Genomic DNA, 23,971 nt, shown 5'->3' on the forward strand with positions numbered 1-23,971 from the left:
GCGGCTGGCACCGGGATATACCCCGTCCGATCAGGGCCCGGCAGATCGCTGCACAACCGGGCATGAGCTGCGACTAATTCGGTGATCAGAAACCGCATCACCGGTTCATTCAGGGCGCTCTACGCGTCAAAGAAAACAGTTTCGGCATCGCCCTGCAGGCGGATCACATGCCGGTAACCATCATCGGTTTTTTCAGCCACCAGCGTGGATGATCTGTCACCGGCGAGGCGGAACACCGGGTCGTTCCCGTTCTCCGCATCCGGAAAATAGACCCGCGTCATAAGTGCTGTGTTGATGCCCCGCGCAGCGATCCAGACAAACACATGCGGGGCCTGTTCATTGCCGCTGCCGGGTCTGAGCGTTTCAAAGACGGCGGCACCGGAGCCTGAACCGGTGGGCTGGCGACCCCAGTGACTGAACCCTTCCGTCGGCCCGAAACTGCCGTCAGGACCCGGTTGCCAGATCTCTATCATTGCATCCGTGACCGGATCGCCGGCCCCGTCGATCAGATGCAGTGTCAGGGAAATCCGCTCTCCCTCGGGCTTGCCTGTTATCATCTGCGCGCCCGGATCTCTGCCGCCAAACATACCCTCCAGCCCGGCTGCGGAGGGCATACAACCGATGTGCACATAGGGGCCTGCTGTCTGTGACGGGGATTCTTCGCGATCAGCCATTCAAAGCCCCTCCGCACGGTTTTCAAACATCGTCTGCCGACGACCGCGCAGGACGATATCAAAACGGTAGGCTCTGATATCCATCGCCACAGTGCCGGCCATATCCAGCCGTGCCACCAGCGTGTCGATAGCTTCGGGGTCGGGGATCGCCTGCACAATCGGGCAGAGGGCGATATGCGGATCACCTTCGAAATACATCTGCGTGATCAGCCGTTGCGCAAAGCCATCTCCGAACACCGAGAAATGAATATGCGCCGGGCGCCAGTCGTTGCCGCCGTTGGGCCAGGGATAGGGGCCAGGCTGTACCGTCCGGAAGCTGTAGCTGCCGTCATCGCCGGAAATACAGCGACCGCAGCCACCGAAATCAGGATCGAGCGGGGCAAGATAGCCGTCCTTTTTATGCCGGTACCGCCCGCCGGCATTGGCCTGCCAGACTTCGATCAGTTTGCCCGGCAGCGGGCGGCCATCGGCATCCGTCAGCTTGCCATGTACTATGATACGCGGCCCGATTGCGGTTTTGCCCGGGCGCGCATAGTTCTGAATCATATCGTGATCGAGCGCTCCCGGGGGGGTGTGGCCAAAGGCAGGGCCGGTCATTTCGGTCGTCGTTGGCGCGTGGTGCAGGCGCGCGTGATCTGGCGCGCGCAGGACCGAACTGCGATAGGCAGGCGCAAGAAGTGGCGGGTGACGGGCAAGGTTGCGCGGTGCGACAGGTCTGGTCATAATTTTCTCTTCATTCCGGGCCCCGTCTGTGGCGCTCCGCAGTGCGCAGACGCCAAAGCCGGCCCGGGCGATTGTTTTTTGCCGGACGCAGGTCCGGGCGTTGAACCGGCAAGGCAAGCATAGGCGTCACATCGGGCCGGCGCGAGAGCTTTGTGTTGATGCTCTTTGCGGACGGGGAGAAGGCGTCGCCCGCCCCGGCCGTCGGAATTGCTGGGCCGTCATTCGAGGGGCAGGCCGACATAATTCTCGGCAATCGAGCGCGCGGCCGCTTCTGATCCGGCGATGTAATCAAATTCGGCGCGCTGCATGCGCTGCTCAAACGGGGAGTTATCCGGAAACTGGTGCATCAGTGTCGACAGCTGCCAGGAGAATCGTTCCACTTTCCACACGCGGCTCAGCACAGTCTGTGAATAGGTGTCGATGTAGTGATCGTTGTTGTCGCGGTAATGCGCGATGAGAGCGCGTGAGAGCAGCTGTACATCCGCCACAGCGAGGTTCAGCCCCTTGGCACCGGTTGGTGGCACGATATGCGCGGCGTCCCCTGCCAGAAACAGGTTTCCGTACCGCATGGGCTCGGCCACAAAAGACCGCAGTGGTGCGATCGATTTCTCAAATGAAGCGCCGGTTTGCAGTGATGCTGCTGTATCCGGGCCAAGCCGCAGCGAAAGCTCTTCCCAGAAGCGTTCATCGGGCCAGTCGGCGATGTTTTCCTGAACGCCGCATTGCAGATAATACCGGCTGCGCGTCTGCGACCGCATGGAGGCCAGAGCAAAGCCGCGCGCATGGTTTGCATAGATCAGCTCGTGGCTCACGGGGGGCTTTTCCACCATGATGCCAAGCCAGCCAAAGGGATAGACCCGCTCGAAAGTGCGCAAAACCTCCGGCGGGATCGACTGGCGGGCCGGGCCGTGAAAGCCATCGCAGCCGGCGATGAAATCAGCCTCGACCGTGATCCCGCGACCCTCGTGGGTGAAATGAACGCGGGGGCGGGCGTCTTTCAGTCCTTCGGGCCGGGTGTCGCTGACCCCGAGGAAAAACTGCTGCGCCTGTGCAAAGCGGCGCTGAAAAAGGTCTTTGGTCACCTCTGTCTGTCCGTAGACGGTCACGGATTTTCCGGTCAGTGCCCTGAGATCAATCCGGTGCCGGTCACCGTCAAAGCACAGATCAAACCCGTCGTGAACAAGGCCCTCCCGGCGCAGCCTGTCGCCCACGCCGGCCTCGCTCAGCGCGTCCACCGTGCCCTGCTCAAGAACACCGGCACGGATCCGTCCTTCGATATAGGCGCGGTCTTTGCGGTCGATCACCACCGTCTCAATGCCCGCACCGGCCAGCAGCTGCGACAGCAGCAGCCCTGCGGGCCCTGCGCCGATAACGGCGACCTGCGTTCTGAGGGTGCGTGTCACAAAACGCCGCCGGGGAAGTGCATGTCAGAAGCTCCTGATCTCGGGGATCATACTAGCCTGCGCGGTCCCGCGCGCAAGCCGCCTGCGCCGAGGGATCCGCGCTTCGTTCATGTTTGTCAGGCCAGGCCGAGAATGTTTCGCGCCTGCGCAGCGGTCGCGACCGGACGTTCGTGCTGTGCACAGAGGCCAGCCACCCGCCGGACCAGAGCCGCATTCGACGGTGCGAGCGCCTCACGGTCAAGCCGGACGTTATCTTCCAGTCCGGTCCGTGCGTGCCCGCCTGCAGCCACAGACCATTCGTTCAGAATAATCTGCGCGGGTCCGATCCCGGCGGCACACCATGGTGCCTCCTGTCCAAAGAGCCGGCGCACGGTTCTGACGTAATAGTCAAATACCTCGCGGTCCGCCGGCATCGCGTTTTTCACCCCCATCACGAACTGCACATAGGGTGTTTCCTTGATCTGGCCGGCTGTATGCATCGCGGCAGCTTTGAGGATGTGCGACAGATCGAAGGCTTCTATCTCAGGCTTCACATCATAGGTCCGCATCTCTGAGGCCAGCCAGTCCACGAGGTCCGGCGGGTTTTCGTAAACACGCGTCGGGAAGTTGTTAGATCCCACAGAAAGCGACGCCATATCCGGCCTGAGCGGCAGCATGCCCCCGCGGCTTTTCCCCGCCCCGGAACGCCCCCCGGTCGAGAACTGGATGATCATGCCGGGGCAGTGTTTCTCGAGCCCCTCTTTCAGTGCCGCGAACCTGTCGGGATCGCTTGAGGGGCTCTCGTCCTCGTTGCGCACATGGGCATGCACGATTGCCGCACCGGCCTCGAAGGCTTCATGCGTGCTTTCCACCTGCTCGGACACCGTGATCGGGACCGCCGGGTTGTTGGCCCTGCGCGGCAGGCTGCCGGTGATCGCCACGCAGATGATGCAGGGGGTGGTCATGCCGCCGGAGCCAGAACGAAATCATGCACCACTTCGAAGTAGGGGCCGTCAAATCCGGCGGCTTTGACACGTGCCGCGTCTTCAACTTTTTCGAACGTGGCAAGCAGACTTTCTTTCACACCAAAGACCGCGTCCGAGTGGATGTAGGGATCATCAGGGTCAAAAATATGGGTGATCAGCGTCTCGAACTCGTCTGCCTCAAGGATGTAATGCAGATGCGCCGGCCTGTAGGGGTGACGCCCGAGTTTCTCCAGCATGCGTCCGACGGGGCCGTCGTCCGGGATCGGATAGAACTTTGGTTTCACGCCCTTGAAGTGATACGTGCCATCCGCTCCCGTACGGAAAACACCGCGCAGGTTGAAGTCAGGTTGCAGGCCTTTCTGCTGCACATCATAAAAGCCCTCGTCATTGGCCTGCCAGACGTCGATCTTTGCCCCGGAGACCGGTTGGCCGTCGGTGCCCAGAATGCGGCCTCTTACCAGCATCGGCTCGCCTTTCTGATCGAGGCAGATGTCTGACCCCATCGGCAGTTCGGGTGCATCGGGCACATGGAAGGGGCCCAGCACGGTGGATTCCGAGGCGCCCGAGGGTTTGCGGTTGTTGATCGCATCGACCAGCATCGACACACCCAGACTGTCGGAGAGCAGGATGTATTCCTGTCGCCAGTCATTACAGGTATGGCCCACCTCGGTGAGGAATTTGATCGCTTCGAACCATTCTTCCTGCGTGGGTTCGATCTCTTTCACAGCGGCGTGCAGGTGCTTTGTTACCACCGCCATCACTTCCGCAAGCCGCGCATCGGTGGCTTTGGCATTGCGGCTGATGACGACTTCGGCGGAGTTCTCTTCGGTGAAATACCCTTGTTCAGCAGTGCTCATCATCGCCTCCTATTTCGCAAGAACTGCGGAGAGAACCCGCGTGAGTTCCGCTTCCGGATCGCCGGCAGGCGCATCATGACGCCAGCAGACATGCTGGTCAGGCCGGGTCAGCACACAGCCGGCGTCGCCCACTTCGCGCGCCCTGGCCCAGTCGCCGGTATGATCCACATATTCCTGACGCGGGCCGATCACATGTGCCTCAATGGTGACGCCAAGTTTCTCGCTGACTTTTGCTGCTGCATCTGCCCATGACCTGCCGCCCAGCCCGGTGAAAAGCGTGAACACTCCGCCCCCCGCGAGATCCAGCGTCGAGTGTTTTTTGCCGCTGTGATCAAAAAGCCAGACGTGCGGGATGCGCGCGCCAGGCCATGTGGTGGGCTGATAATGCAGGTCCGCATCCAGTGCGAAATCTGGCTCCACCTGACCGTCGGTGACGGCGGCGGTTGATTTATAGCGCTGGTTCATCTCGACGCCGTGGGCGTCAAACTCGTACTTTTTGAATGCAATCGCCTCGCGGATTGCTTCGCGCTGGCGCTCGGCTGCGGGTGTGCTGTCGCAGCGGCCTTCGAGGTTTTTCTGCATGGTTTCAGGATCGTTGCTTTCGGTCAGTCCGAGGGCCTCGAAGATCGGGCCAAACTCACCGATGGACTGGTTGGCACGGGTCACGATCTGTTTGGCGATGGGGGCGCGCTCAACTGAATAGGTATCAAGCAGTGCCTCACCCGCTTGGCCTTTCAGCACGGCGGCGAGTTTCCACGCGAGGTTAAACGCGTCCTGGATCGATGTGTTCGAGCCCAGACCATTCGATGGCGGATGGCGGTGTATGGCGTCGCCCATGCAGAACACGCGGTCTTTCTGCAGGTGTGTGGCATAGTAGTTGTTGACCGTCCAGGTGGACCAGCTCGTGATATCAACCTCAAGATCCGGATCCCCCACCAGATCGCGCACGACTTTGGTGGCAAAGGCGTCATCGACATCGGGTGGTGGCTGGTTGATGTCGTAGCCCCAGACAATCAGCCATTCGTTCCAGGGACGCACCATGCGCACCAGGCCCATGCCGATCCCGCCAACATCCGCACCGGGCTGCACGACCCAGTAGAGCACCGAGGGCCGGTGAGCGACATATTTCGTAAGATCCGCTTTGAAGAGAATGTTCATCGAGCCGCCGACGCCCATCTGACCCTCAAAGGGCAGGCCGATCTGGTCGGCAACCAGTGAATTGCCGCCGTCCGCACCGATCAGGTATTTTGAACGGATGGTGACTTCTTTACCGGTCAGCCGGTCGAGACAGGTGGTGGTCACCCCGTCCGCGTCCTGGACGTGGCTGAGGTATTCGGTGCTCATCCTCGCCTGTGTGCCGCGCTGGCAGGCGGTTTTGAAGAGCAGCGGCTCCATGAAGGTCTGCGGCAGATCGTTCATAAAGGTCGGGCTGCTCAGCAGGTGCTCGGCTTTGGAAAGCGGGTGCGTGCCCCAGCTTTTCATCCGGCCGATCTCTTCGCCGACGAGGCTTTCGCAGAAGACGTTCTCTCCCATCAGATCCTGCTCTGCGGCGAACATGTATGCTTCGTCCTCCACGTCACGCCCGAGATCGCGCAGCACTTCCATCGTGCGCTGGTTGGTGATGTGGGCGCGTGGCGTGTTCGCGAGCCAGCGATAGCGGTTAATCACCATGTTCTCCACGCCATAGGTCGACAGCAGCGCCGCTGATGATGAGCCTGCGGGGCCTGTTCCGATGATCAGCACGTCTGTGGTCATGTCAGTCATTTATTCTCTCCCTGCCGTGTCCCTCAGGACCGCGGATCCCAAAGTCATATGTTAAAATCAGCCTTACAGGCTTCGCCGTCCGGATTGCCCACGGGCTCCGGCTGCATGCCCGGGCGGCTGAGGAAAAGACGGTTCATGATGTTTCCTTTCTTTCTGTCATGCCACCGGAAAGGCGGCGGCGGATCGGGAAAAGGTGCAGACCTGTGCGCTCGGAGAGGAGGCCCCACAGGCCGCGCGGGGCCACAAGCATGATGACGATGGCGAGCACGCCGAGTGTCATCAGATACCAGCTGCCGAAATCGGCTAGCAGCGATTGCAGCGCGAAAAAGACCAGCACGCCGATGATCGGGCCTTCGATGGTGCCGATGCCGCCGATGACAACGATGAAGATGACATAGGCGGTCCAGTCGGTGACGCTGAAGGCCGCATCCGGGCTGATCCGGGCTTTTTGCATATAGATGAGCCCGCCTGCGAGACCCGTGCCGAAAGCGGAAGTCAGAAAGACAATCCACTTCATGCGACCGGCATCGACGCCCACGGATTTCGCGGCCTCGACGTTGTCGCGCACCGCCGCCAGCGCGAGGCCACGGCGGGTGCGTAACAACCAGTAGATGCCGCCGATGGTCGCCAGCGCCAGTGCCAGAGCCAGCCAGTAGGCGAGGATGTCGCGGGCCGCAGCGGAGCGGACGTCGAGGGCGGTTTCGATGGCCCCGACAAACCACATGTCACCTGTGGCGTCGCGCGGCAGGGAGGTGCCGGTACCGCCGCCGAGTGTCTTCCATTGTGAGACAAGCAGTCGCACGACCTCGGCGATGACCCAGGTGCCGATAGCGAAATAGGCCCCGTTGAGGCGGAAGGCGAAAAAGGCGGTCGGCACGGCGATTATCAGTGCTGCGATACCGGCAAAGAGGATCGCGGGCACGGGATCAACGCCCCAGAGGATAACGGTGCCGAAGAGCGCATAGGCGCCGGCCCCGACGAAAGCCTGCTGGCCGATGCTCACGAGACCGCCGTAGCCGGCGAGCAGGTTCCAGAACTGCGCGAGCACCAGCATCGTGAGAATGAAAAACATATCCCTGATCGTGCTGCGTCCGGCGATGAAGGGCAGGGCGATCAGCGCGAGGATCAGCACTGTACCGGCAAGGGCAGCGATGCGCGAGGCAGGGGTTTGCGTGGAGACAGAATAAGCCATCAGTCATGCGCCCTTGGAAAGAGGCCTCGCGGCCGGACAAGCAGCACCAGCAGGAAGGCGATGTGGCCAGACAGGATCTGCCATTCGGGATTAATCGCGGCACCAAGCGTTTGCGCAACACCGATGATGATGCCACCGACAAGCGTACCCCAGAGCGAGCCCAGCCCGCCGATGATCACGGCCTCAAAGGCATAGATCAGGCGCGCCGGGCCAATGTTAGGGTCGAAATTCGCGCGCAGCCCGAGGTAGAGAGCGGCAATCGTCACGATCACCAGCGCGATGCCCGTTGCGGTGGCGAAGATGTTGGCGGGTTTGATGCCCATGAGGCTCGCAGTGGTGGCGTCATCGGAAGTGGCCCGGAAAGCGCGGCCCAGTTCGGTGCGGTAAAAGAGCTGGTTGAGCCCGACGATGACTGCGACGGCGGAGGCGAAGGTCAGAAGCGGCATGACCCCGAGCGAGATCGGCCCCATCTGCACCGACGCGGTGGTAAGCGCATCCGTGGGCAGCCGCTGGCTGTCAGCAGAAAACGTTTCCAGCAGCGCGTTCTGCAGGGCAATTGACAGCCCGAAGGTCACCAGCAGCGGTGGCAGGATATCATCGCCCAGTGTTCTGTTGAGCAGAAATTTCTGCAACGCCCAGCCCAGCAGAAACATCACCGGCATGGCGATCAGTGCCGCGAGAAAGGGCGAGAGCCCGAGCAGCGTGACCAGGAGCAGAATGAGGTAGGCGCCCATGACAATCAGATCACCATGCGCGAGGTTCACCAGACGCATGATCCCGAAGACGAGGCTCAGACCGGCGGCAAAGAGAGCATAGAGCCCGCCCAGCAGGATGCCCTGCAGAATTGTATCGACCCAGATCATTGATGTGCTCCGAAATAGGCGTTGTGGATCGCCTCACGGCTCAGGCTCCCGGGCGTGCCGGAGAGCGTCACGCGGCCCTCCATCATGCAATAAACGCGGTCGGCCACGGCAAGCGCTTGGGCGATGTCCTGCTCCACCACGATGATGCTGGCACCGGCGGCCTTGATAGCGGGCACGGCCTTATAGATGTCTTTGATCACGACCGGGGCGAGGCCGAGGCTGATCTCATCACACAAAAGCACACGCGGATTGCTCATCAGCGCGCGGCCGATGGCGACCATCTGCTGTTGTCCGCCCGAGAGGGCAGTGCCCGGAGTGTGGCGGCGTTCGCGCAGGATCGGGAAGAGCTCATAGACCGTGTCGAGCGTCCACTGCCCGGATTTTTTGCGGCCATAGGTGCCGATCAGAAGGTTCTCTTCGACCGACAAGGACGGAAAGAGCTTGCGGCCTTCGGGCACCATCGCCACGCCCTGCGCCATGATCTCATCTGCCGGCAGCGCGCCGATTTCCGCGCCGTCAAAGCGCACGGCATTTGCATGGTTACTCAGGACGCCGGCAATGGAGCGCATGAGCGTCGTTTTTCCGGCGCCGTTGGCACCGATAATTGCAATGGTCTCGGCTTCACCAAATTCGATATCGACACCGAAAAGCGCCTGGAAATCGCCATAGTGAGCCACAAGATTTTGTGTGCTGAGCAGGGACATCAGACTTCAATCCCCAGATAGATTTCCTGCACTTCCCTGCTGGCCATGATCTCTTCGGGATCTCCGAGACCGATGACCCGGCCGAAATCCAGAACCAGCAGACGCTCGACCACCGAGGTGAGCGCATGCAGCACGTGTTCGATCCAGATGATCGTGACGCCGCGCGCGTGGATATCCCTGATCGTGCCGATCAGAGCCTTACATTCGCCTTCGGTGAGCCCGCCGGCGATCTCGTCAAGCAGCAGCAGTTTCGGTTGCGTGGCCATCGCGCGGGCAAGCTCCAGGCGTTTGCGTTCCAGCAGCGACAGTTGCCCCGCAGGCGTATTGGCGCGGCGGATCAGTTCGGTGCGCTCCAGCACATCCGCGCAGTCGTCGAGGACGGCTGCTTCGCTGAGGTTGCGCCCATGGGTCGCCGCAACAAGAAGGTTTTCATAGACGGTCAGTTTCTCAAAAGGTTGCGGGATCTGGAAGGACCGCCCGATGCCCGTCAGACACCGCTCCATCGCGGACACTCTCGTCACGTCGCGGCCCTCGAAGGTGATGGTGCCCTGATCGGCGCGCAGGTTGCCGGTGATCAGGTTAAAGAGCGTGGATTTGCCTGCGCCGTTCGGCCCGATGATGCCCAGAGCCTCGCCCTGCGGCACATCGAAACTCGCGTCATCGGTCACGGTCAGCGCGCCGAAGCTCTTGCTGACATTCTGCAGACTCAGGATGTTCATGGTGGTCTCCCGCTGGCCCTGCCTCGTGCGACAGGGCCGGATTTGAGGATCAGCTGATTTCTTCCATGGTCCCGCCGGTCGGAATGTCCGGGTGATCGGAATTGTCCACGATCACAAGGTCATAGCCGCCGCTGTCTTTCAGCCGCCACTGGCCGCCCACAAGCGGCGTTTTAGCGATGTTCGCGGCTGCAAAGGGCGGCAGACCGGCACCGTCAAAGGCGAGGCGTCCGACAATGGACTTCAGTTGTGTTGCTGCGATGGCCGCAGCGACCTCATCGGGATCACGGCTGTCTTCGACGCGTCCCATAACGTCTGCGGCCATCTCAAAGAGCGCGTGTACAAAGCCGATGGGCTGGGTCCACTGCTTGCCTGTCGCGGTGGTGTATCCTGCGGCCAGTTCACCCGCCGACTGCCCGGTGAGCGAAGAGGCGAAGGGATGCGTGGGCGACCACCAGACCTCTGAGCTGAGGTTGTGGCCCTGATCTCCCAGCGCCTCGACGGCCTGGGGGAAGAGTATCGCCTTGCCGATGCTGGCGGCTTTGGGCGTGAAGCCCTGCTGCTTGGCCTGGGTCCAGAAGGTCGTGAAATCGGGCGGGATCGGCACGCCGGTTACGATCTCGCAGTTCGCGGCCTTAAAGGCGTTGATCTGGGCGCTGAAATCATCCGTGAGGTTCTGATAGCGGCCCGGGTCGGTGAGCCCGTAGCCCTGCGCGTCCAGAGGCTGTGGAAAGCCCACATTCGGATCACCCCAGGCATTGCCGTCGCCATCGTTGGGGAAAAGCCCGCCGACCTGTTTATTTGTGTCCAGCTGGTTCCACATCGCGGTGAAGGTGCTGATCACATCCTCAAGCCCCCAGAAGAAATGAAAGCTGTAATCAAACGGCCGCCAGGATCCCGGGTCACCGGGGTTGCCCTGCTGGCCGATGAACCAGGGCTGCCAGGGGGCCACGGTGGAGATCACCGGGATTCCTTCGGCCTCGCAGGTCGTGGCGACAGGGTTGGTGGTTTCCGGCGTGGAGGCCACCAGCATCAGGTCGATCTCCTCGTCGATGATCAGTTCGCCCGCGACCTCGGCGGCGCGATTGGGGTTGGACTGGCTGTCCTTGACGATGACTTCGAAATTGCCGCCGGCGTCAGAGCCAAGAAACCCGTCGATGATGAACTGATCGGCCTCAGAGAATGCAGCCAGCGGACCGGATTGCGGGCTGACATAGCCAAGCCGGATTTTGGCACCCTGCGCGAGTGCGGGGGCGGCGAGCCCGCCTGCGGCAAGGGTCAGGCCGGTGGCGGCGGTGGATCGCAGAAGTTTGCGGCGTGTAATCATGATGTCCTCCCTGACGTCATTTTTCTGTCTGTGTGTTTCGGATGCGGGTTACTCAACCGGGGGGTCGCCGGCCCACGCGGCCTGGAGCAGCGCGCGGATGTCGTCGCGGGTCACGGGTTGTGGATTTGGGTAGGGTTTCGTCGTCGCCAGTTCTGCTGTCCTGTCGAGATCGCTTTCTTTGAGACCCAGATCGCGCAGGGCAAACGGCGCATCCATATCGCAGGCAAACCGGTGCAGGGCTGTGCCCGCATTGCTGCCGCCGAGCAGATCGCAAACGGGTTGCAATTCGGAGGATGCGGCGCGGGCGTTATAGGCAATCGCATGGGGCAGGATCACCGCATGGGTTTCCGCGTGCGGCAGATCAAAAGAGCCGCCCAGCGTGTGGCAGAGCTTGTGGTGCAGCGCCATACCCACGCGGCCCAGCACCGTGCCGCAGGCCCAGGCACCGCGCAGCGTTGCCTCGCGTGCCGTAAGATCTTCCGGGTTTTTCAGAACCTCAGGCAGGCCACTGATGAGCGCCTCCAGCCCTTCGCGGGCCAGGGCATCGGTTTCGATTGTGCGGTCTTTTGCATAGAGCGCCTCTGCGGCATGGGCCATAGCGTTAAGCGCGGAAGTGACGGTCATGCTGACCGGCAGGCTGACCACCAGCTCCGGGTCATAGAGTATCACCTCAGGCAGCACCTTCGGATCACTGAGAGTGGTTTTGACGCCGTGTTCAGTCTGGCCGAGGATCGGCGTTGCTTCGCTGCCGGCATAGGTTGTGGGGATCACGATCTGCGGCAGATCGGTGTGCCATGCAACCGCCTTACTGAGGCCGGTGGTCGAGCCGCCCCCTATGGCGACCAGACAGTCGGCATTTGTCTCCTGTACATGACCGAGCGCCAGTTTCGTGATCTCAACCGGCGTGTGCATCGCGGCCTTGCAGAAGACGCCTGCTGCAAGAGATCCAAGCTTGCCTGCGATCTCTGATGCTGCGTCGCATTGCCGGGGCGTCGGAGCACCAGAACACGGGACGCCCCAAGCCGGCGCACCTCGGATGCAATTGTTTCACGCAGCCCGGGGCCGAAAAGAACGCGTACATCCTGAGTTTCTGTCTGCGTGTTCAAGGCGCCGTTTCCTCCGTTGCTGGCTGATGGTTTCTCTCAGGTTAGCTGCGAAAATAATCATGGTTGATCGAATCTGAGGGATAAATCATACCATTATGGTATGAAGATTGATCCAAACCATCTGAACCTGCTTGCAGCGATCATTGACAACGGCGGTCTCGGTGAGGGCGCGGTCGCTCTGGGTAAGTCACAGCCAAGCGTGTCGCGCACGGTTTCCATGCTGGAGGCGCGCATCGGTGCACGACTGTTTGAAAAGGGAAGAAAGCCGGTCCGTCCCACCGAGCTTTGTCAGTCGCTCGCGGCACAGGGTCGGATCGTCGCTCAGGCAACGCAGACGGCTGAACAGGCAACTGATCTTTATAACGGCGGGCGGGCAGGCTCGGCACGTGTCGCGGGCACGCCGATTTTCATGGATGGTGTGATCTCCGGCATGATCGCGTCGTTTCAGCGGTCATTCCCCGAAGTTTCCATCCATCAGACCTATGGCTACCTTGCTGATCTGCGTGAGCAGCTGACTGTCGGGACGATTGATCTGGCGATCTGCCCGGTGCGCCATGATCAGGTGCCCGCCGCGCTGTCTTTCAAACCGCTGCTGCCCGGGCGCAATGTAATCGCCTGCGCGCCGTCACACCCGCTGGCGCGTAAATCGGCTCTGACGCTGTCCGAGATTGCGCCTTATCCCTGGATTGCGCCGCCGGCGGACAGCCCGCTCTATGAGGATCTGCGCAATGCGCTGAGCAGCATCGGCATCTCTGATTTTCGGGTGAGTTTCACCGGAGGCTCGCTGACATCGATCCTGAGTGTTCTGGCAGGATCAGAGGCGCTGACGGTGCTGCCCTATTCTGTGGTGTTCATGCAGCGGCATATCAGAACCGTCACCTCGCTGCCTGTGCGGCTGGAACATCCTGACCGTCAGCTGGGGCTGTTGTGGCAGAGCAACAGAAAACACCTGCCCGCCATCGCACGGTTTCGCAAGTACGTTGAGGCTGAATTTGCCGAGTTGTCGCAGCAGATGAACGTCAGAGGTCGCGACAGTATCTGGCGGCGGTAAGACCGCGCCCTGTGCGCGCTGTTAATCAGACTGTCGCCATCAGGAATATACGTCCGGTCGGGCCCTGCCTTTTTGCGGCGTAAATGGTGTCTTCCGCCTCGTTCAGCGGTTGTGTCAGTGTCCTTTCGACACCGTCAAAGTGAAGTCCGATCCCCATCGAAATCGAGACTGATTTGCCGGGTGCCCGGACCTCAGACGCCACCCCGTGCATTCTCTGCGCAAAGCCTCTGACCGCCGCGAGCGACCACCCTTCGAGGCAGAAACTGAATTCGTCGCTGCCACAGCGCGCCTGCCCGGCAGACATAGCGCAGCCGGTTGGCGCGTTCCTTCAGCAGCCTGTGCGGGCGCAGCAGCGCATCATGCAGTTCATGGCCTATCTCCGCCCGAAATACTGTTCGACGGACAAAGTTCCCGTCGCGGGGGTGTATGCGCGCATTCACAACAACCGGGATGCGGCGGCGCCCCGGGGTCAGGACGGTCTCGCCGCAGCGGCGCGTCTGCGCCAGTGCCGGGCGCATGTATTCCGCCATCAGAAATCCCGAGGCGCGGGTGTCAGACCTCCCGCGAATGCCCGGGTCCGCTGATCAGGTCGGCTACCCGCGCCGGGCTGGCCATAAGCGTCCGGTTGCCCGACCTGAGAACCTTCACGGCAAAGAGGGCCACTCGCAGTCAGAGACATCTGAGCTCCACCGGATTCCGGCATCGGACAGATACACAAAAACACAACTATGAGTAATTTAAAACGAATATGACAGCGGGCTGCGGTGCAGCGGTTTCAAGGCGCCGGACCGCACCGGAAAAATCTGCACCGCTCAGCGTGCCGTGGCATGGCGGATGCATTCACCTGTGCCCGCGCGACCTGCGGTGTATTTTGTCCCAGGCCGTGTCGAGGATACATTCAGTTCTTTTCAGCTTATATGGAAACGTCCGGCACAACGGCATGCAAGCAGGCATCAGAAGAATAATTCGTCATATTCTTCAATGAGCTGACGGGCGGCGAGCTTGCAGTCGTTCGGGCTGTCGATCCGGCAGGTTTTGGAATAACCGCGGTAAACCACACTGGTCTGCTCAAATGAGCCGTTCGGACCTTCCAGAAGCCGTGTCCGGATTTCATAGCGCTCGCCTGCGTTCAGTCCGGTCTCCAGAACCGCCTGTGACCGGGTCTCATTACTTACCGTCGTGCAGGCGCCAAGCAGCAGTGCCGTGGTCAGTGCTACAGATCTTACAACCATCATTTTACTCCGTTTTTGATGATGTTCCCGGTTATCCCCGGGCGCGCCAGCGCGCTTTACAGTCTTTATAAGGGTTCTCACGCATAACTGGTCACGCTGCAATTGCGACCGGCCGCCGCAGACCTGACCTGCGCCCCGCTCAGGCGACCGAAAACCATCCCATCATGCCGGACACCTGGTGCCCCAGCATGTGACAGTGGATCATCCATCTACCCGGATTGTCGGCCACAAAGGCGATTTCAGCGGACTGATCCGGAGCAATGAGAACAGTGTCCCGGATATCGCGATGCGGATCAGTCAGGACCTGAAAATGATGTCCGTGCAGATGCACGGCATGGGCAAAGCGGGTGCGGTTTTCGATTTTCATCCGGACCGTCCTGCCCTGCCGCGCGCTGAACATCGGCTCAGCCATGCCATGCGCGACCCCGTTGAAAGTCCAGGCCATACCGTGCGAAACAAGCTCGCGGAAATCCATTGTCCGGCCCTGATAGGTGGCCTTTTCGAGACCACGCATTGCACCGCCCTCCATGACGAGAACTTCGTCCTGCGGCTGCGTGAGATCCGGGGCCTGCCATCCGGGCCAGGCCGGCAGTGCCCGCAGATCAGCCGTGGTGGCCGTGGCCGCATCGCCTTTGGTAAGAAACCCTGCGATATCCACCCACTGACCATTGCCCGGATCAAAAAGGAGTGCGCCGCGCTGCTCTGTCGCTGTGGGGGCGTCAATCACCACATCCGCCCGTTGCGCGGGCGCCAGCACAAGCGTTTCGGCGGATCGGGGAGCGACCGGATGCCCGTCTACGGCAATCAACCGCGCGCCAAGCTCGGGCAGGGCGAGCGACATGACGCGCGCGGTGGCCGTGTTGATCAGACGCAGGCGGATACGCTCGGACGGGCGCAGACTGAATTCCGGCCATGCCGCGCCATTGACGGTTACAGTGTTGCCCAGGCGGCCCGCGTGGGCCGCTGCGTGCAGATCATCCCACCTGTCGTTGACGATCGCGGCATCGCTGTCGAGCAGCCAGTCATCCAGCACAAGGGTCAGGTCGCGTGCGGCACTTCCGACCTCGCCTGCCCAGGGGGTGGCATCTTCGACGATCAGCGGGCCGGAAAGCCCTCGCGCGACCTGCTCAAAGCTTCGGTTGTGTGAATGATACCAGTATGTTCCGGGATCCGGCGCGACAAAGTCATAGTCAAAATGATCCCCCGGCACGACGGCGGCCTGGGTCAGGGGCGCGGCACCATCCATGGCGTTGTCAATTCGGATGCCGTGCCAGTGCACTGCCGTTGCCTGTGGCAGATCGTTCTGCAGCCTGAAGCGTACTGCTTCGCCGGCAGTAACCCGGATCTCCGGACCCGGCACGGTGCCCGGTCCGGAGATCCCGTAAGCCCAGACCTCTGTACCCGGATAGCCCTGCGGTGCGAGCTGCGCTGTCGCTGGCATTGCGCGTAACACGGGCAGATCGCCTTGTGCCCGACCGCGGCCCGGCATGAGCAATGCCGCGGTCAGGGCTGTTGATTGCGCCATGAAGGACCTGCGTGTCGTATATGCCATCGGAAATTCCTTTCACCCGGTTGGCTGTGGCGGGCGGCAGATGCAGCCCGGCGCACGCTTCAGAGAATGACACCAATTGCCGCAGCTTCAAGCGCGATAGAGCGACGCAGGGGCACAGCAACAGCATGTAAGACAGACGACGGGGCGTGTGCCTGTCAGCAAGCTGTCTGCACATCGTGTGGGGGGTCCGGGGCGCGCTCTGCAGGGGGGCGTACAAAGTGGGCGGTCTCCCGGATCTGTCAGGCTCTGTGCCGCTGACAGGTGTGCACTCAGTCACTTTTCCGCCAGGGTCGTTTGCCATGCTGCATGGGATGCCTTGCCTATGACCATGGTTTTATCTTAGCTGCGGGCGCAATGTCAGTTCGTAAAAGCATATCCTCAAAGACACCGTGCGTCCGCGCGAAGAACTGCTCTGACAGCGGTGCGAGCACTGCTGATGCCGCGGGCGCCCCGCTGTGACCGTCTCAGATCATCAGCAAACCGGTGCAAATGGTGCGACCGGCGCGGGCAGCTCCGGGCCCGCGCATGCGATCTACAGAAATACCCGGCATTTCAGCAGTCTGAACGGGCTGAGGTTTCTGTGCATCTTTGCGGTCTTGTGGCACCATGCACCGGTCTGGGCCCAGATGGCCGATGCCCCGCAACTCCTTCGGCGCGGGTTTCTCGGTGTCGACTTTTTCTTTGTTCTCAGCGGCTTTCTCATCACGACCCTGCTTCTGAGGGAGGAAGACCAGAACGGCCGGTTTTCTCTTCGCGGGTTCTACTGGCGGCGGTTTCTGCGCATCGTGCCGGTCTACTTCCTCGTCGTCACGCTGATCGCTGTTTTCTTTATCGGCGTGAAGGGCAGGACCGGCTATCTCGAACTTTTGCCGTTTTACTATCTGTTTTTGTCTAACTTTCTGGCCAGTGATATTCCGATGCTGGCGCCGACCTGGTCATTATCGGTTGAAGAGCAGTATTATCTTGTCTGGCCGCTCCTTCTGCTTCTGACGCCGCGGCGCTTTATTCTGCCCGTTCTGGCCGGGCTGATCGTTCTGAATGTAGTTGCAGTGACCGGCGGGCTGCGCGTGATCGGCATCCGCCCGATAAAAATTGACCCGCTGGTGATCCGGATGTTCACCGCGACTTATGCCCCGATCCTGATCGGATCAGGGCTTGCGGTGATCCTGCACAATAAAGCGGGCTTTGATGCCCTTGCACGGGTATTCGGCAGCCGGTTTGCGGCTCCGGTGGCGTTTTTGCTGCTGCCTGTTCTGATCCACTTTCTGCCGGCTGATCTGACCGGCTGGCCCAATCTGGTACTGCACTTTTACATGGCAGCCTGCCTGACAAGCATCGTCATTCGCGAGGATCATCTGTTGCGGCCGTTCTTTGTTTTCCGGCCGGTCGCACGGGTGGGAGAGATCAGCTACGGTATCTATCTTTACCATCTGATCGCGCTGCACATTACGGTGTCGTATCTCAGTGCCGGAATACGTCTGGACGGGTGGCTGATCTTTGTCACCTACAGCCTGGTTGCCATTCTGATTTCAGAGCTCAGTTTCCGGTACTATGAGACCCCGTTTCTCAACCTGCGCCACAAGAAAAGTCGGTCACAATCTGTGCCGTGAGCCTGCTGGCGTGTAAAACGGCGCGGCGTCTGTCGGACCCGCGCACGTCAGGAAACGGCCTGGCCCCGGTTGTTTTCTCTGAATCCCTGCAGGCGTTAAGCTTAACTCTGTACGCCGGCGGCACATGCAGCGCGAGGTGCTGAGCGCAGGGGACATGATCGTGACCCCGCACTGCGGTGCCTTCCGGGTCTGCGTTGATGTCGGGCAAATCACTCCCGAGTAACCATATACAGGTTTTGGCGCATTTCCGCCAGTTTCGGTCTGGCCGGATGGGTTGCCCGCTCACTCATACTGATCGCGCAGGATGGCCAGCCGATGGAGGCAAAAAGTCATGGCTGTGCGCTGGCGAAATTCCTGTGACCGTAGCGGCGGGAGGTCCTGCGTTCGGCAGGTTCCCCTTTGCACGGTTTCGTCTGATACTACTGTTTCAGGCACCAGGATCAGCATCGCATCATGGACGGCACGGACCGGGATTTTATAGCGCAGACAAGCCGCGCGCGGAGCAGGAAGCCGGGCCAGTTTCTGACGCCGGGGCCGATTGCCGGTCTGATGGCGGAGTGCATTGCGCTCCACAACCCGGCCAGCGTGTGTGATCCGGCGGTAGGGACGTGCATCCTGCTCAGGCCTGTCTTGCCGTGGCGGCGGGCAGGGTGGACGCTGAGCTGCATCAAAGCTCGTTTCAGGCGACGGACCCCGGCCCGCTGGATGCCGTAATCGCCAATCCACCCTAAATCCGGCACCGCGGGTATATTTATGACCGTGCGCTCTGCAACCGCCTCTCTGCAGTCGTCGGCGCGCCACTGTCACGGTTTAGAAACACTTGTGCGTTGTTTCTTATCGGCAGCATGGATGCCCTGCGCCCGGGAGGTGTTGGGGCCTTTCTGGTGCCGGCCGAATTCGCCAATGCCAATGCCAATGCCAATTTCGCAGAGCCGGTAAAACGATAGATGCTTGCCACCGGATGCCTGAAGCGCATCGTATATTATGACACATCGCGGCTGGCCCTTGACGATAATCTGTCCACCGGATGCACTCTGTTTTTCCGCAAGGACCGCGGAGCAGGAGACGTCGAGGTCGCTTTTGCTGACCCGGATGCAGGTCACGCCACGTGGGCAGGTGTCACCGGGGACGCCTGCAGCGTTGTGTCGCGGATCAGCCGGGATGTACCGGCCGCTTCGGGAAAACGGGACCATCTGATACGGTCGGGAGACCGCGATATTCATCCCGGTATGGTCCCGCTCAGGACGCTCGCGAGGACACGGCGCGGGATTGCGACCGGTGCGAATGCATATTTTCTGTTGCCTGATCATTGTGCGCGTGAGGCGGGTGTTTAAGATCTGACCATGCCCTGTGTGGGCAAATCAAAGGACGTGACCTGATATGTCTTCAGCCAGAGCGATCCGGAAGCGCTCGGACGGGACGGTATGCCCACCCGCCTTGTCGATTTAAGAGCTCCCGCCACGCCGGATCACTTCAGGTACATCGATGCAGGCGTGGCGCAGGGCATGCACCAGAGGTATCTGACCTCAAGACGAAAGCCCTGGTATTCCATGGAGCGTCAGGAAGCTGCCCCGGTCCGGGCAACAGTTTTCGGCCGCGGGAAAATGCGGTTTGTTGCCAATGATGCGCGGGTGCGGACCCTTACGGCATTTCATTGCATCTACCCGCTCAGTGAGGAGAAATCTTTTGTGCATGCGCTGACAGCCTGCCTGAATGCCGATTTTATTCAGGAGATGTCACAGGCGCATCAGCGCGCCTACGCTGGTGGGTTGCACAAGTTCGAGCCACGCGATCTTCTGGATGTCTGCGTGCCCGATCTGCGTTGCGTTTCGCCCGGTACGATCCGCGCACTTGCCGCGATTTTGCAGCGACCGGATTTTTCGGGAGGTGTCGAAGAGCTCGGCTGTCTCTTGCTAACGGCCGCGCGGGAGGCGCAGGCAGGGGCGGGTCTTTCCGCGACGGGGTAGCAGCAGGCACCGGCGATTGCATGCGGCAGGATGGCAGATGACGTGTGCCTGACGGCTGTGCAGGTCGCGCGCAGTTTTCCTGAGCCCGGAGCCTGTTCCTCAGAGCGCCGTCCAGAGGCCGGCCATGCCGACAACAATCAGGCTGAGCGCCCAGAGAATATCCATGTTGAACCATGCCTGAGACAGAAATTTAAGGCCCAGCCAGCTGTAAACACCGACGGCGACAAGCCCGCCTGCAAGGGTCATCGCAGCGGTATGAGAGGCGGCGACGGCGAGGGCGATCCCGATGTTATCACTCATCAGCATTGCTGCGGCCTGGTGCCCGCCTTCTGTATCCTCAATCCCGCAAAGCCCCAGATAAACGGGCAGAAGCATCAGCCCCGCGCCATGCGCCATCGCCGCCAGAAAGGACCAGAGCGCCAGTTGCGACGGGCGGACGCGCGCCAGAAACCGCGGATGGCGCCGCCGGATTAGCAGAAACACGCCCAGGGTGATCACCAGCAGCCCGGCCCCGATGCGGATTTCGCGTTGCCAGTCCACCAGCGCGAACATCATCGAAAAGGGCAGCAGAATGGCCGACATGGCCAGAAAATGCCCCAGCGCCAGCATCGCCAGTGCTGACGGAAGCGCCCGCCTGCGCCCTTCCATGAGAGCGGCAGAGACCGACAGCGGCCACCCCATGCCGGGGTTCACACCGTGATAAAGACCGGAGGCGATGACGGCCCACCACAAGGCCGCCATCATGGGTTCATCGCCCATGCTCAGCTGTTGGGATAGCAGAAGCTGTCTGTGGAACAGTCGCCGCCTTCCAGCCGGATCTGATGGCTGCGATAGCCGTCGGGGAAGCCGACCCAGAACTTCTCGTCCAGCTCCAGCCCGCCGTTCTCACCCACATTCGCCATGACCATCGCGGCACCGCGTTCACCCGGATAGAACTGATCGTCCCAGGTGGAATAAAGCGAGTTGGTCCAGTAGACGCGTTTGCCATCGCGGCTGATCTCCACCATCTGCGGGCCATAACCGAACGCGTTGCCGTTGGGGTGTTTCGTCTTCCTGACGATGCCGCCGATCTCAACCTTGCCGGCCAGGGTCGGGTTCATCGGGTCCGAGACATCATACTGATGCATCTCGCCGGTGCCCCAGCAGGCGACGTATAGAAACCGGTCATCCATGCTCAGATCGATGTCCGTCACAAGCGGTGGCACGGCTTCAAACCCTTTCAGCAGGTCGGGCAGATCGTCGGCGGAGGCAGGTTGCGGATCGATTGTGATTGTCTTTTTCGCCTCGAAGGTGCCGTCGTCATTGCGCCACCAGGTAAAGATCGCGCCCTGCAGGTTGGTCGTATCCACCACCACTCCGCAGAATCCGTATTGTTTGGCCGGGTCATGCGCGGGCCGGATCTCGAGGGCCATCTGATGGTTTTCGCCCAGATCGATGGTCTGCACGTTCTTGCGCGCCCGCAGATCCCAGAAGTGTATCTTGTGGCCGTATTTGTTGCTCAGCAGATCTTCGGCGACGATACCATTCTCGAACTGTGGCGGCAGACCCCATTCGGAGCTGATCATGTAGTCACGCGGCAGGTTCCACCAGAAATCGTAGTGTTTATCCTGAATGCCGCGGTCCATCTCGTAGCGCCCTAGGATGTCAAAGGTCTCGCAATCCATGATGAAGATGCCCGGAGGGCCGTCAGTGCCGTCTTTGCCACCGCCACCCAGGGTCGAGACATAGATACCTTCGGGGCCGCAGTGGATGGTATGCGGGCGCGAGTAACCTGTTTTCTCAAAGACCTCTTCGGGTTCGATGATTTTATGAATTTTCGCTTTCAGCGGTTCTTTGACGTCGATCACATAGATGCGACTGGAGCGGATGCCGGGGATGATCAGATAACGGCGCTCCAGAAAGGCGTGTCCGGTCAGCGGGCTCAGGGCCGAGGAACAGGCGTTCCAGCCAAAGTGGTGAAACTCGTCGCCCTTATTGGGCATCAGCAGCTGGTGCACGATCTCGCCATAGGTGTCCGAGCCCGGGTCCACATCCACGACAGCAAGGCCGTCGGGTTGCGATCCGTCCGGACTGAGCATCAGAGTGAAAGCCAGCGTTTCGACCGGGGCGGCCATCGCCAGTTTCGGTGTCGCGTGAAATGTAGGATCGGGTCTCAGGTTCATAGCTTATTCCTCCCAGAAAGCTGGTGGTCTTTGCCTGTGCTGAACCTGCCGTCGTTTTCAGTCAGTAACGATTATTTATGTGAATGCGTCAATAGAAGTGCAGGCATGGCATACACCGGAGGAACCGCACAGCCGCGAAGTCCGGGGGGTCAGTAGTCCGTTTCCACAGGACGCTGGCGCGCATCTGAATGCATGCTCCGGATGCTCCATTCTACCGCGTCCCGCAGCGTATCCCCCAGAGCCTCGTCAAAGGCATAAACGATATCCCGGGGAGCATCGCTTGTCGCCGTGAAGAACTCTTCAAATGATTGCGATGCGATGATGCGATCCGTATCTGTCCGCACGATCTTGATGTTGAGCCGGACATGGGCCTCAAGCGGTGCCTCAGGTTGTGTCTGGTTCGGCACCCGGGCCTGAAACTCGCGCACATCCGTCACGACCAGATAATCCGCGCGTAATCCGATGGCCGATCGGCCGACTGCATCCACCCTGCCGCTGTTCTCGAAGCTTTCGATCAGCAGCGCCTGGATGATCACCGGGGCACGGTCCACCCAGCGGGCGCCTGGCAGAAAGCGCACCTCCAGCGGTGACGGCTGCACTGTGATGCGATCATTGCTGACCGCAGCCGTGGCGGTAGGCTCGGTCACGACAATCTGCTGGCGCAGACGCGGCAGGCCCGGATCAAAAGTGCTTTTGGGGGTCAGCAGGTAAAGATCTGTGGGTGCCGTGGCACTGGTCAGCGTGCTCAGTCCGGTGCAGGCGGTCAGCAGTGGCGCCACAAGGGCAAGGGCATAGAGGGCGTGTCTGGTCATCTGCGGAACTCCGAGCCTTGTGTGCCGAGGAAAAACCGGGCCGGGTCTCGTTCGACGCGATCCACGAACCGGTCGAGGTTGCTGACGAGTTGTCGTGCGTCCTCGGTGAACTGCAAAAACTCCGGCAGCCCGAGGCGGATGAAGTTGCTGATCTGTCGCTGATTGCCCGCCACGATCGCCTCAAGCGTCTGCGCAACACCTGCCGCAGCACGCGAGGCCACGAGCACCTCATCAGTGATGGCGTCGATGTTACCCGACGCATCCCGCACCGTGGTCGTGAAGACCTGAACAGCCCCGCGCATATCGGTGATGATGCCGTCGAGATCGTCGCTGATGATTTTGTTCGCAGCGGCAAAAGTCTGTCCGGCCTCGTCGAAGGCTGTCTGCGCGGTTTCCAGTGCCGCCCGCGCCGGAGGTTCGATGGCGCGCAGCGTTTCATCCAGCGTTGTGGCGGTCAGCCGGCCCTGGCGCACAAAGGGGGTCAGTTCCTCGTCCATCAGTGTGCGGGCGGATGCAAACGTGTCGTCTATTGTACTGAAGGCATCATCGGCGGTTGCCAGTGTGGCCTGACCCTGAGTGATCGCACCCTGTGCGGCGGTCAGCGTTTCGGTGGCCGTTGTCAGGGTGGTGTCGGCGGTATCTGCAAGGGCATCAAGCCGTCCGGCGAATGCCTCAACCTGGCGGGCTGCTCCGCTGAGATCAGCCGAGAGAGTTTCGAAATCGGCCAGCGAGCGGTCGAGACGGCCGGAAGCGGAGGCGAGATTATTCAGTACCACACTCACCGCGTCGCGGTTTTCATCGCTTACGACAGCGCTGATATCATCAAGCAGATCGACGGCGCGTTGCAGAAGCACCGGGGCACCTTCGAGTACCGACTGAATGGCGCTTGACTGCGACGGGATGACAGCGTTTTCAGGCAGCAGCTCCGCGTCGGGCGACCCGCCCGTCAGTGCCACAAAACTTACACCCGTCACGCCCTGACTTTGCAGAACAGCGACCGTATCTGTTCTCACCGGTGTCGCTTCCGCAATTTCGATGCGCACTCTGACTTTCGAATGCTCTTCTTCATCGAGTGCCAGCCCGACGACCTGGCCCACCGGCAATCCGTTAAAGCGTACGTCACCTGCGTCGCCCAGCCCGGTCACATTGTCGAAAAGCACATCGTAATAGGCATACTGGCGGTCCACCTGAACCTTGGCGAGCCAGAGCAGAAACACCATGCTGCCCACGAGGCCGGCGAGAGTAAAGAGACCGATCAGCAGATAATTGGCTTTGGTTTCCATGCGTCTGT

23 protein-coding genes and 1 pseudogene are annotated in these 23,971 nt (G+C 60.9%); 4 read left to right on the forward strand and 20 right to left on the reverse strand.

What is annotated here, in order from left to right:
* Positions 1–119 precede the first annotated feature (119 nt).
* The 12 genes from pcaG to G3256_RS03770 all read right to left on the reverse strand — a co-directional run bounded on the left by pcaG (position 120) and on the right by G3256_RS03770 (position 12,100).
* The gene (gene pcaG, locus G3256_RS03715) at positions 120–674 is read right to left on the reverse strand and encodes a protocatechuate 3,4-dioxygenase subunit alpha (protein ID WP_169639547.1); all 555 of its coding nucleotides are present in this window, start codon (positions 672–674) and stop codon (positions 120–122) included.
* Positions 675–1,397: a protocatechuate 3,4-dioxygenase subunit beta gene (pcaH, locus tag G3256_RS03720; protein ID WP_169639548.1), complete on the reverse strand. Its 723-nt coding sequence runs from the start codon at positions 1,395–1,397 to the stop codon at positions 675–677.
* A gap of 218 nt (positions 1,398–1,615) precedes the next feature.
* Positions 1,616–2,800 carry a 4-hydroxybenzoate 3-monooxygenase gene (gene pobA, locus G3256_RS03725; RefSeq protein ID WP_169639549.1) on the reverse strand — a complete coding sequence of 395 codons (1,185 nt, stop codon included), beginning with the start codon at positions 2,798–2,800 and terminating at the stop codon, positions 1,616–1,618.
* Between the two features lie 116 nt (positions 2,801–2,916).
* Entirely contained in the window at positions 2,917–3,744 is an 828-nt protein-coding gene (locus tag G3256_RS03730; RefSeq protein ID WP_169639550.1) for a 3-oxoadipate:acetyl-CoA acetyltransferase, read from the reverse strand.
* Positions 3,741–4,622, reverse strand: a complete 882-nt coding sequence (locus tag G3256_RS03735) for an intradiol ring-cleavage dioxygenase (RefSeq protein WP_343044383.1) — start codon at positions 4,620–4,622, stop codon at positions 3,741–3,743. Before G3256_RS03735 ends, G3256_RS03730 begins: the two co-directional genes overlap by 4 nt.
* Positions 4,623–4,631: 9 nt before the next feature.
* Complete coding sequence (locus G3256_RS03740; protein WP_169639552.1) at positions 4,632–6,386, reverse strand: FAD-dependent oxidoreductase; 1,755 nt, start codon at positions 6,384–6,386, stop codon at positions 4,632–4,634.
* 133 nt (positions 6,387–6,519) lie between these two features.
* Positions 6,520–7,578 (reverse strand): branched-chain amino acid ABC transporter permease, encoded by a 1,059-nt coding sequence (locus G3256_RS03745; RefSeq protein ID WP_169639553.1) that lies wholly within the window; start codon positions 7,576–7,578, stop codon positions 6,520–6,522.
* Positions 7,578–8,441 carry a branched-chain amino acid ABC transporter permease gene (locus tag G3256_RS03750; RefSeq protein ID WP_169639554.1) on the reverse strand — a complete coding sequence of 288 codons (864 nt, stop codon included), beginning with the start codon at positions 8,439–8,441 and terminating at the stop codon, positions 7,578–7,580. Before G3256_RS03750 ends, G3256_RS03745 begins: the two co-directional genes overlap by 1 nt.
* A complete protein-coding gene (locus G3256_RS03755; protein WP_169639555.1) occupies positions 8,438–9,145 on the reverse strand; it encodes an ABC transporter ATP-binding protein in 708 nt (235 codons plus the stop codon). Before G3256_RS03755 ends, G3256_RS03750 begins: the two co-directional genes overlap by 4 nt.
* A complete protein-coding gene (locus G3256_RS03760; protein WP_169639556.1) occupies positions 9,145–9,864 on the reverse strand; it encodes an ABC transporter ATP-binding protein in 720 nt (239 codons plus the stop codon). The genes G3256_RS03755 and G3256_RS03760 overlap by 1 nt, the downstream gene beginning before the upstream one ends.
* 49 nt (positions 9,865–9,913) lie before the next feature.
* Entirely contained in the window at positions 9,914–11,188 is a 1,275-nt protein-coding gene (locus G3256_RS03765) for an ABC transporter substrate-binding protein (RefSeq protein ID WP_169639557.1), read from the reverse strand.
* A 48-nt stretch (positions 11,189–11,236) separates the two neighbouring features.
* Positions 11,237–12,100, reverse strand: a complete 864-nt coding sequence (locus G3256_RS03770; RefSeq protein ID WP_343044384.1) for a maleylacetate reductase — start codon at positions 12,098–12,100, stop codon at positions 11,237–11,239.
* Positions 12,101–12,394: 294 nt separating this feature from the next.
* Here G3256_RS03770 and G3256_RS03775 point away from each other — a divergent pair, with 294 nt between their 5' ends.
* Positions 12,395–13,345, forward strand: coding sequence for a LysR family transcriptional regulator (locus G3256_RS03775; protein ID WP_169639558.1), 951 nt, complete (start codon positions 12,395–12,397; stop codon positions 13,343–13,345).
* Positions 13,346–13,370: 25 nt separating this feature from the next.
* Here G3256_RS03775 and G3256_RS03780 read toward each other — a convergent pair whose 3' ends face one another.
* The 3 genes from G3256_RS03780 to G3256_RS03790 all read right to left on the reverse strand — a co-directional run bounded on the left by G3256_RS03780 (position 13,371) and on the right by G3256_RS03790 (position 16,129).
* Positions 13,371–13,649, reverse strand: a complete 279-nt coding sequence (locus G3256_RS03780; RefSeq protein ID WP_169639559.1) for a GGDEF domain-containing protein — start codon at positions 13,647–13,649, stop codon at positions 13,371–13,373.
* A gap of 649 nt (positions 13,650–14,298) precedes the next feature.
* Positions 14,299–14,577, reverse strand: a complete 279-nt coding sequence (locus tag G3256_RS03785; RefSeq protein WP_206040789.1) for a hypothetical protein — start codon at positions 14,575–14,577, stop codon at positions 14,299–14,301.
* A 139-nt stretch (positions 14,578–14,716) separates the two neighbouring features.
* Positions 14,717–16,129, reverse strand: a complete 1,413-nt coding sequence (locus G3256_RS03790; RefSeq protein WP_169639561.1) for a multicopper oxidase family protein — start codon at positions 16,127–16,129, stop codon at positions 14,717–14,719.
* A 455-nt stretch (positions 16,130–16,584) separates the two neighbouring features.
* Here G3256_RS03790 and G3256_RS03795 point away from each other — a divergent pair, with 455 nt between their 5' ends.
* Both G3256_RS03795 and G3256_RS19380 read left to right on the forward strand, forming a co-directional pair.
* Entirely contained in the window at positions 16,585–17,739 is a 1,155-nt protein-coding gene (locus G3256_RS03795; protein ID WP_169639562.1) for an acyltransferase family protein, read from the forward strand.
* A 453-nt stretch (positions 17,740–18,192) separates the two neighbouring features.
* On the forward strand, positions 18,193–18,453 hold the full coding sequence (locus G3256_RS19380; protein WP_169639563.1) for an N-6 DNA methylase: 261 nt from the start codon (positions 18,193–18,195) through the stop codon (positions 18,451–18,453).
* Positions 18,454–18,542: 89 nt separating this feature from the next.
* Here the strand turns inward: G3256_RS19380 and G3256_RS03805 are convergent, their stop codons facing one another.
* On the reverse strand, positions 18,543–18,962 hold the full coding sequence (locus G3256_RS03805; protein WP_169639564.1) for a hypothetical protein: 420 nt from the start codon (positions 18,960–18,962) through the stop codon (positions 18,543–18,545).
* A 171-nt stretch (positions 18,963–19,133) separates the two neighbouring features.
* On the opposite strand from G3256_RS03805, the pseudogene G3256_RS03810 reads away from it, so the two are divergent.
* Positions 19,134–19,706, forward strand: a pseudogene (locus tag G3256_RS03810) (hypothetical protein); the annotation flags it as partial.
* A gap of 99 nt (positions 19,707–19,805) precedes the next feature.
* Here G3256_RS03810 and G3256_RS03815 read toward each other — a convergent pair.
* The 4 genes from G3256_RS03815 to G3256_RS03830 form a co-directional block, all read right to left on the reverse strand.
* Positions 19,806–20,465, reverse strand: a complete 660-nt coding sequence (locus G3256_RS03815) for a hypothetical protein (protein ID WP_169639566.1) — start codon at positions 20,463–20,465, stop codon at positions 19,806–19,808.
* Positions 20,466–20,467: 2 nt separating this feature from the next.
* Positions 20,468–21,868, reverse strand: coding sequence for a selenium-binding protein SBP56-related protein (locus G3256_RS03820; RefSeq protein ID WP_169639567.1), 1,401 nt, complete (start codon positions 21,866–21,868; stop codon positions 20,468–20,470).
* Between the two features lie 149 nt (positions 21,869–22,017).
* Positions 22,018–22,680 (reverse strand): ABC-type transport auxiliary lipoprotein family protein, encoded by a 663-nt coding sequence (locus G3256_RS03825; RefSeq protein WP_169639568.1) that lies wholly within the window; start codon positions 22,678–22,680, stop codon positions 22,018–22,020.
* On the reverse strand, positions 22,677–23,963 hold the full coding sequence (locus G3256_RS03830; RefSeq protein ID WP_169639569.1) for an MlaD family protein: 1,287 nt from the start codon (positions 23,961–23,963) through the stop codon (positions 22,677–22,679). Before G3256_RS03830 ends, G3256_RS03825 begins: the two co-directional genes overlap by 4 nt.
* Positions 23,964–23,971 lie beyond the last annotated feature (8 nt).

This window comes from Roseobacter ponti (genome assembly GCF_012932215.1).
GTDB classification, from domain to species: domain Bacteria; phylum Pseudomonadota; class Alphaproteobacteria; order Rhodobacterales; family Rhodobacteraceae; genus Roseobacter; species Roseobacter ponti.